Origin of the sequence: Azohydromonas sediminis, assembly GCF_003574675.1 — a bacterium.
Classification (GTDB): Bacteria; Pseudomonadota; Gammaproteobacteria; order Burkholderiales; family Burkholderiaceae_C; genus Calidifontimicrobium; species Calidifontimicrobium sediminis.
The window spans coordinates 1-7,760 of record NZ_QOAZ01000059.1 but is presented as its reverse complement, the minus strand read 5'-3'; the positions used below and the strand labels follow the sequence as shown (position 1 = coordinate 7,760).

General features: G+C 67.3%; 6 protein-coding genes, 1 tRNA gene and 2 pseudogenes. 4 read left to right on the top strand and 5 right to left on the bottom strand.

Annotated elements, in window-relative coordinates; all coding sequences use genetic code 11:
- Nucleotides 1-132 (bottom strand): annotated as a pseudogene (locus DRV96_RS18870) (IS256 family transposase); the annotation flags it as partial.
- A 115-nt stretch (nucleotides 133-247) separates the two neighbouring features.
- On the opposite strand from DRV96_RS18870, the pseudogene DRV96_RS17275 reads away from it, so the two are divergent.
- Nucleotides 248-430 (top strand): annotated as a pseudogene (locus DRV96_RS17275) (YchJ family protein); the annotation flags it as partial.
- A gap of 12 nt (nucleotides 431-442) precedes the next feature.
- Here DRV96_RS17275 and DRV96_RS17270 read toward each other — a convergent pair.
- A complete protein-coding gene (locus DRV96_RS17270; protein ID WP_119293470.1) occupies nucleotides 443-976 on the bottom strand; it encodes a hypothetical protein in 534 nt (177 codons plus the stop codon).
- Between the two features lie 215 nt (nucleotides 977-1,191).
- Here DRV96_RS17270 and DRV96_RS17265 point away from each other — a divergent pair, with 215 nt between their 5' ends.
- The gene (locus DRV96_RS17265; protein WP_119293468.1) at nucleotides 1,192-2,571 is read left to right on the top strand and encodes a M48 family metalloprotease; all 1,380 of its coding nucleotides are present in this window, start codon (nucleotides 1,192-1,194) and stop codon (nucleotides 2,569-2,571) included.
- A 12-nt stretch (nucleotides 2,572-2,583) separates the two neighbouring features.
- Here DRV96_RS17265 and DRV96_RS17260 read toward each other — a convergent pair whose 3' ends face one another.
- The 3 genes from DRV96_RS17260 to DRV96_RS17250 all read right to left on the bottom strand — a co-directional run bounded on the left by DRV96_RS17260 (nucleotide 2,584) and on the right by DRV96_RS17250 (nucleotide 5,044).
- Nucleotides 2,584-3,162: a DUF3501 family protein gene (locus tag DRV96_RS17260; RefSeq protein WP_119293466.1), complete on the bottom strand. Its 579-nt coding sequence runs from the start codon at nucleotides 3,160-3,162 to the stop codon at nucleotides 2,584-2,586.
- Between the two features lie 34 nt (nucleotides 3,163-3,196).
- Nucleotides 3,197-4,540 carry a (Fe-S)-binding protein gene (locus DRV96_RS17255; protein WP_119293464.1) on the bottom strand — a complete coding sequence of 448 codons (1,344 nt, stop codon included), beginning with the start codon at nucleotides 4,538-4,540 and terminating at the stop codon, nucleotides 3,197-3,199.
- Nucleotides 4,541-4,624: 84 nt separating this feature from the next.
- Entirely contained in the window at nucleotides 4,625-5,044 is a 420-nt protein-coding gene (locus DRV96_RS17250; RefSeq protein ID WP_119293462.1) for a rubrerythrin family protein, read from the bottom strand.
- A gap of 246 nt (nucleotides 5,045-5,290) precedes the next feature.
- On the opposite strand from DRV96_RS17250, the gene DRV96_RS17245 reads away from it, so the two are divergent.
- Together DRV96_RS17245 and DRV96_RS17240 are read left to right on the top strand one after the other, a co-directional pair.
- Nucleotides 5,291-5,366: transfer RNA gene (locus DRV96_RS17245), tRNA-Ala, on the top strand.
- 339 nt (nucleotides 5,367-5,705) lie between these two features.
- Nucleotides 5,706-7,343, top strand: coding sequence for a site-specific integrase (locus DRV96_RS17240; protein ID WP_162911126.1), 1,638 nt, complete (start codon nucleotides 5,706-5,708; stop codon nucleotides 7,341-7,343).
- Nucleotides 7,344-7,760 lie beyond the last annotated feature (417 nt).

Sequence of the window (7,760 nt, the reverse complement as noted above, 5' to 3'; positions counted from 1 at the left end):
CTTCTGGCCGGCGTCGATGCACAGGCCCAGGAAGGCGTGGCGGACATCGCGCAGCACGCCCTGCACGGGCAGCGAGAACTGAACCTGCGCAGCGGGCACGGCCCGCAACGACGACTTCGTGTGAGACTTCATCTCGGTGGCTCCTTCGGTTGCTTGCGAGGCAACCCGCATGCTCTCGCATGCGGGTCGAAGGAGCCGCCACCTCAGCTCACGCGTTCAACAGACTTTGGGACATCGCCCGCTGCCCGAGCCGCAGGTCAAGTGGCTCGGCCTCGAGGTGCGCCGCCACACGGTGCTCGACGCCGATCACGCGACGGTCGAGTTCGTCGCGCGCAGCCGGCTGCACGGGCGCGGCCAGCGCCTGCACGAGACGAGCCGCTTCGTGCGCGAGGACGGGCGCTGGTACTACGTCGACGGCGACGTGCGCTGACGCCCTGACGCGTCAGGCGAATTCCTGCCGCACCGCCGGCGACATCAGGCGGCGGATGATCCACACCAGCAGCGCGCACGCGCCCAGCGTCAGCGTCGCGGCGAGCAGCCGCGCCGCCGTGACGAAGCCGCCGAACACGTCGGCCGCCTGTGGCGGCAGCGGCGCACGCTGCAGCGTGCTCTGCACCAGCGACTCCACCACCTCGTGCTGGATCCACAGCCCGAGCACGTTCGCGACCGCGGCCAGCACGAGCAGCCCGATGAAGACACGCCGCGCCCAATCGAGGCGCCACAGCAGGCCGACCGCTGCCGCCAGCGTGGCCACCGACAGCACCAGACCGGCACCGAGCACCCACGGCGCATACGCGAGCAGCCAGCCGGTCATCCACGGCGTCGCGCTGCCGGGCACGGTCCCCGTCGCCAGCGAGATCACCGCCGCATGCTGCAGCAGCGCCCACACGCTGGCCAGCCCTGCCAGCACGATGAAGACCCAGGCCGTCACGGTGACGAACCGGGACGGGGCACCGACGTTGAGGGTGTGCGTCATCGCCGATCTCCTGCGCTTGCCGCTTCGGCATCGTGCCGCGCGAACATGTCATGCATTTTTCGAGCGCACCGGATGTGCCGTCAGTCCCTCGGTTGGGTGGCGGACCGTGAAGATGTGGCGCGGCCGCCACTGCAGCGCCGACATGTGCCAGGCCCGCACCGCTGCCTAGAATCGGCCGACGAGACCGCCACCGCCGCCCTCCCCGATCTGCGTCCATGGCCCCGCGCACGACCCGATCCGCACGGCGCGCCCCGCCCGCCGAAGCCTTCGCATGCCGCCTGCGCCAGGGGCGGCTCACGCGGCGCGACTCGCTGTGGCTGTTCGGCGCGGCCGTGGCCACGCCGGCGCTGACGGGCTGCGCGACGTCGCCGGTCACCGGCGAGCGCATCCTGGCCGGGCTGACGCCCGACGACGAACGCGAGATCGACCGCCGGCAGTCGCCGCACCAGTTCTCGCAGGACCTCGGCGCGATCCAGGATGCGCCGGTCAACGCCTACGTCGCCGACGTGGGCGCGCGGCTCGACGCGCAGGCGCACCGGCGCGACGTGTCCTACAGCTACCGCGTGCTCAACGCGAACTACGTCAACGCGTACACCTTCCCCGCCGGGTCGGTCGGCGTCACGCGCGGCATCCTCGTCGAGCTCGACAGCGAGGCCGAGCTCGCCGCGCTGCTCGGCCACGAGCTCGCGCACGTCAACGCGCGCCACACTGCGCAGCAGCAGGGCCAGGCGCTGCTGGCGCAGGCCGCGGTGATGGGACTGACGATCGGCGCGGCCGCCACCGATTCCGACTTGACGCCGCTGATCGGTCTGGGCAGCCAGATCGGCGCCAGCGCGCTGCTGGCGCGCTACTCGCGCTCGCACGAGCGCGAGGCCGACGCACTCGGGCAGGAATACATGGTGCGCGCTGGCTACCCGGCCGACGGCATGGTCGGGCTGCACCGCAAGCTGCTCGACGAGAACGCGCGCCAGCCCGGCCTGCTCGAGACGATGTTCTCGTCGCACCCGATGAGCGCCGAGCGCGTGCAGACGGCACAGCGCCTGGCCGAGACGCGCTACGCCGCCACCCGCAGCGCCAGTGCGCAACGCGAGCGCTTCATGGATCGCACGGCGTCGCTGCGCGCGCTCAAGCCGACGATAGAAGCCTGCCAGCGCGGCGAGACGGCCATGGCCAGGAAGGACTGGGGCGCGGCGCAGGAGCAGTTCACCACGGCGCTGCGCCGCACGCCCGGCGACTACGCGGCCAATCTGCGCATGGCGCAGTGCCTGCAGGCGCAGCGCAAGCTGACCGAGGCGCGCCGCTACGCCGAGGCGGCGCGCCGCATCTACCCGACCGAGGGCCAGGCGATGAAGCTGTCGGCCACGCTCAAGCTCGCGCAGCGCGAGCCGGCCGCGGCCCTCGACGAGCTGCAGGCCTACGAGCGCGTGCTGCCCGGCGACCCGGGCATCACGTTCCTCAAAGGGGTCTCGCTCGAGGCGATGGGGCAGCAACGTCCGGCCGCCGAGCAGTACGCCGCTTACCTGCGCGCCACGCAGCAGGGCCAGGCGGCGCAGTACGCCGCGTCGCGGCTGCGCGCCTGGGGCTATCTGCGCTGATGTGCGCCGCGTTTACTTGAAATCGCCGGCCAGACTGGCCAGCGTCTCGGGCGGAATCGTCACGTGCGCGGGGTAGTTGGTGTGGTCGCAGCCGAGCTTGACGCTCGCGCCGGCACGCACCGCCTCGCGCGCCGCCTTCGGGAACTCGAAGCGCAGGAAGTGCACTGACGACGTCTTCTCCTCGGTCTCGCGGTCGAGGTCCTCGTCGGCGATCGCGTAGATGCGCGGGTGGCCCTCGACTTCGACGAACATGCGGTCCTCGATGCCGATCAGCCGCGCGAGCTCGCGCTTGCGCTCGTTGACGTCGGGGTACTCGATCAGCATCGTCGCCTTCCAGTTCGTGCCGTCGGGAATCAGCGGCGCGTACGCGTCGATCTCGCCCTGGATGCCTTCCTCGTCGAAGATCTTCTCGATGTGCAGCATCTCCTGGATCTGGCGGCGGATCGTCTGCTCGTCCTCGAACTGCACCGTCACGTGGTCGCCGAGCGCGACGCTGCGCAGCTTGCGGTGCGCGATGGCCTGCGGGCGGCTGGACTTGCGGATCTTGGCGTAGGCCTCCAGCGTCAGGAGGCTGTCGCGGGTCAGCGTCATCGGAGGTCTCCTTTCGGGGTTGCGGGGGTTCGCCTCAGCTCAGGCCGTAGGCGATGCGCACGAGGCTCAGCGGATGCTGCACCGCCTTCGGCGGCGTGCCGGCCTCGCGCATGCCCTGGTCGATGTGGTGACCGGCCATCGGACAGTCGCTGCCGATGTAGTCGGGCTCGTCCTTGGCCATCGCCTTGAAGACGGGCTTGCCGATCTTCATCGCGATCTTGTGGTACGGCGTCTTCACGCCGTACGTGCCGGCGTGGCCCGAGCAGCGCTCGACGGTGTTGAGCTTGACCTCGACCTTGGTGCCGATCAGCTTGAGCATCTCCTCGGTCTTCTTGCCGATGTTCTGCACGCGGCCGTGGCAGGGGATGTGGTAGCTGACCTTGCCGAGTGCCGTCTTGAAGTCGGTCTTCAGCAAACCGTCCTTGTGGCGCGCGACGAGGTACTCGAACGGGTCCCACATCGCCTCCTTGACCGCCTGCGTATCGGGGCAGTCGGGGAACATCAGCGGCAGCTCCTGCTTGAACATCAGCGTGCAGCTCGGCACCGCCGACAGGATCGCGTAGCCCTCGCGCGCGTACTTCGCGAGCACGGGCATGTTGACTTCCTTGTGCGCGGCCACCGCGTCGAGGTCGCCGAGCTCGAGCTTGGGCATGCCGCAGCACTTTTCCTTCTCGACGATCACGTACGGAATCTCGTTGTGCTGCAGCACCTTCAGCAGGTCGAAGCCGATGCCCGGCTCGTTGTAGTTGACGTAGCAGGTCGAGAAGATGGCCACCTTGCCCGGCGTGCGCTCGCCGTTGGTGACGACGGTGGCTGACGCCTTCGGCGCGCTCCAGCGGAAGCGCTTGGTGCCCAGCTCGGGCATCCACGCGTCGGGGTGCACGCCGAGCATCGAGTCCATCTGCTTGCGCGCGAACTTGGTCTTGTTGATCGCGTTGACGGCCTGCACGACGATCGGGATGCCGGCGAACTGGCCGTGCACGTCGGTGCTGGCGAGGAACTTCTCGCTGGCCTTGACCTCGCCCTTCTTGAACTTGATCGCCTTCGCGCGCAGCATCAGGTGCGGGAAGTCGAGGTTCCACTCGTGCGGCGGCACGTAGGGGCACTTCGTCATGTAGCACAGGTCGCAGAGGTAGCACTGGTCGACGACCTTCCAGTAGTCCTCCTTCTTGACGCCGTGCAGCTCGCCGTCGTCGGTGGCGTCCACCAGGTCGAACAGCGTCGGGAAGCTGTGGCACAGGCTGACGCAGCGCCGGCAACCGTGACAGATGTCGAACACCCGCTCGAGTTCCTTGAACGTCTCGCCCTCGTCGTAGAACGACGGGTTCTTCCAGTCGATGGGATGCCGGGTCGGGGCCTCGAGGTTGCCTTCGCGCATGGTGTGCCGTGTGGGGGTGTCGTCGTTGTTCTGAAGCGAACAAGGGGCGCGAAGGCCCCTTGTCCGAGCGCACGTCGATCAGCGTCAGTCGACCAGGGCGTCGAGGGCCTTCTGGTAGCGGTTGGCGTGCGAACGCTCGGCCTTGGCCAGCGTCTCGAACCAGTCGGCGATCTCGTCGAAACCTTCCTCGCGCGCCGTCTTGGCCATGCCCGGGTACATGTCGGTGTACTCGTGCGTCTCACCGGCGACGGCGGCCTTCAGGTTGTCGCGCGTCGCGCCGATCGGCAGACCCGTGGCCGGGTCGCCGACCTGCTCGAGGAACTCGAGGTGGCCGTGGGCGTGGCCCGTCTCGCCTTCGGCGGTCGAGCGGAACAGCGCGGCCACGTCGTTCTGGCCTTCGACGTCGGCCTTGTTGGCGAAGTACAGGTAGCGACGGTTCGCCATCGACTCACCGGCGAAGGCGTCCTTCAGGTTCTGCTCGGTCTTCGATCCTTTCAAGCCCATCTCTTGCTCCTTGGTTGGCGTGACAAGAACGGCTGCAGGACGGCGTCGGTCCTCGGCAGCGCGGGCGAAAGTTACCGCAGTGGCGTGACGACTTCCAATACGAATCGGCTATGCAGTGGATAGACCGCTGCTATCCGACTTGTAGTGATAATTAATCTCATTGGCCCGTTGGTCGTCCGCGGAACTGTTAAACCAGAAGCCAGCCGGCGAGGTTGCGCGCGCCGCTTGCTATACTGTCGCTCTTTCGGGGACGTAGCTCAGCTGGGAGAGCGTCGCGTTCGCAATGCGAAGGTCGGGAGTTCGATCCTCCTCGTCTCCACCAAGTTTTTCCTAAGCCGTTGTCACACAACGGCTTTTTTCTTCCCCGGCGGCAGGTGCGCGGAAGTGGTCCATCAAAGTGGTCCAAGTTCTGCCGCGCATGTCGACGCCCCGCCCCCCCTCCGCGCCCGAACTACGCCTCGCGTCAAGCGACATCCCGTCGCGCGGGCACCGCATCCGGCCAGGCTCACCGCACCTGGTCCGGTCCCGCCACGGCATCTGGTACGTCCGACTGCTGACCCCAGCCGTTCTGCGTCGTCTGCACCCAGGCGTGCAACGCGAGTTCAAGATCTCTACGGGCTCGGGGAATAGGCGGGCGGCTGCAGCAACTGCCCGATCGACCTTGACAAAATTCTGGGCTGCGATCGAGTACGTGCTGGGTCTTGAGATGGCAACTGACGAGGATGACGAGCGGCTGAACCGGATCCTGAACGGCCTTGTGCGGGGGCACGAGCCGCTGCACGGCTTCGCGCCGGCCCAGGTGCGCCACGGCGTTGCGCCCATGGTCATCGACATCGACCCGGCGACCAACCGAATCCGCCGCGTCGAGTTGCAGCCGCACGATCGACCGGCAGACTTGGAGAGGGTTCTTCAGTTCTTCCGCGAACAGCAAGCGCCCGCGACGCAAGCGCCCTCGGCGCCGCAGCCCACCGACGCGGAGACCGCGCGTGGCCAGGCGTCAACGCCCGCGCAGGCTCAAGGGCTTTCGGGCACCGAGTCCGTATGGCTCGGAGACCGCATCCACGACTACCTTGCACACCTCGGCCGTGGCGGGAACCACTCCGCCACCACCATCAAGTACACGTATGCACCGTCCCTGCGACAACTGCGCGAACTTGTCGGCGATGAACGAAGGCAGCTCGATGGCGCCGACGCATGGGACCTCACACTCGCGGGCCTGAGCCCCTCGCGGATCGATGCCTACATCGATGCCATGTGGCGGTTTCCAGCGCAGCAAGGTCGGCGCACGGCGACCACCGACGCCAAGGCAGCGTTGGAAGCGGGCGGCGAGCCGCAGTCAACCCAGAACGCCGTCAAGAGGCTTAGCCATGTGCTCGCCTTCGTCGAGTGGCTGCACAAGCGCGGCGAACTGCACTCGGACGTACTCGGCCGACTGCGAGCGGCCATCGACGGCGTTTCGGTCGGCAAGGACAGTGGCGCTCGGCAGGCTCTGGACCTCGCCCCCGATGACGACGACGCGGAAGGCTACGTCGCCTTCTCTCCAGACAACCTGCGCCGCATCTTCCATCCGGACATCTACGTCGCACATTCGGCCCAGGACCCTGCGCGGTTCTTCATCCCTCTGCTGGCTCGGTACACCGGTGGCCGGGTCAACGAGCTCGCGCAGCTCACGGTCAAGGACGTGATTGAGCTCGACGTGGAAGTCGACGGGAATGTTTGCAAGATTCCTTGCTTGTCGATCACCTCTCACGAGCGCGACGAGAATGGAAAGGTCATCCCGATCGAGAAGCGAAAGAAGCGACTCAAGACGAAGGCCGGCCGACGCATCCTTCCCCTGCACCCGGAACTGATCCGGCTCGGTCTGCTGCGATACCGGAACGCACGCATCAAGCAGGACAAGCAGTTCTTGTTTGACCTGGCGTGGTACGAGAAGCACGGCTTCGGCAAGAACCCGAGTCAAGACTTCCGCGCCTTGTCGAAAGCCGTTGGCGTGTGGGAGCGCCGGCGCCTTGTCTTTCACTCCTTCCGCGCCACGCTGGCACAACAGCTCGAAGAAGCTGGGCTGGACGCGCAGCTCGTCGATCGCGTGCTGGGCCACGCGGTCAAGACGACGCGGGTCCGTCACTACGCCCGGAACCAACAGGGTGCCACGGTGCCGCTATCGCGCGTCCATCAGGCCCTGCTGAAGATTCCCGTTGAAGCCCAGGTGCCCCCATGGGAGTTCGTCTGCGACCAACCTCGAAAGCAGCTGGCCAAGCTTGTCCAGGCATTGGGCCTCGGCGCCTCTTCTTCAATCTAGGCCCGGCGCCCTCCAGCGATATGCACCCCCCCCTCGAGCAAGGGCCACTTTCCGAGTGAGGACGGACGCGGGCGATGTCCCAAAGTCTGTTGAACGCGTGAGCTGAGGTGGCGGCTCCTTCGACCCGCATGCGAGAGCATGCGGGTTGCCTCGCAAGCAACCGAAGGAGCCACCGAAATGAAGTCTCAGAGGCTGAGAGGCAATTGATCGCCGCAGACGCCCGTCGAGTTGGCCTCAAAGCCAGAGGAACGAACGTCACGCGGCGCTGCTGCGCGGGTGATGTCGCTGCGACGGGCTCGTGCGCGCTTCGCAGCGCTTGATTCGGGTCGATTTCTCATCTTCCGCACCCCTTACGCGGCCGCCAGGGCCGCTGCGGGCGCACCTGTGCCCAGACCGACCCACTGCGGTGCGATCTTG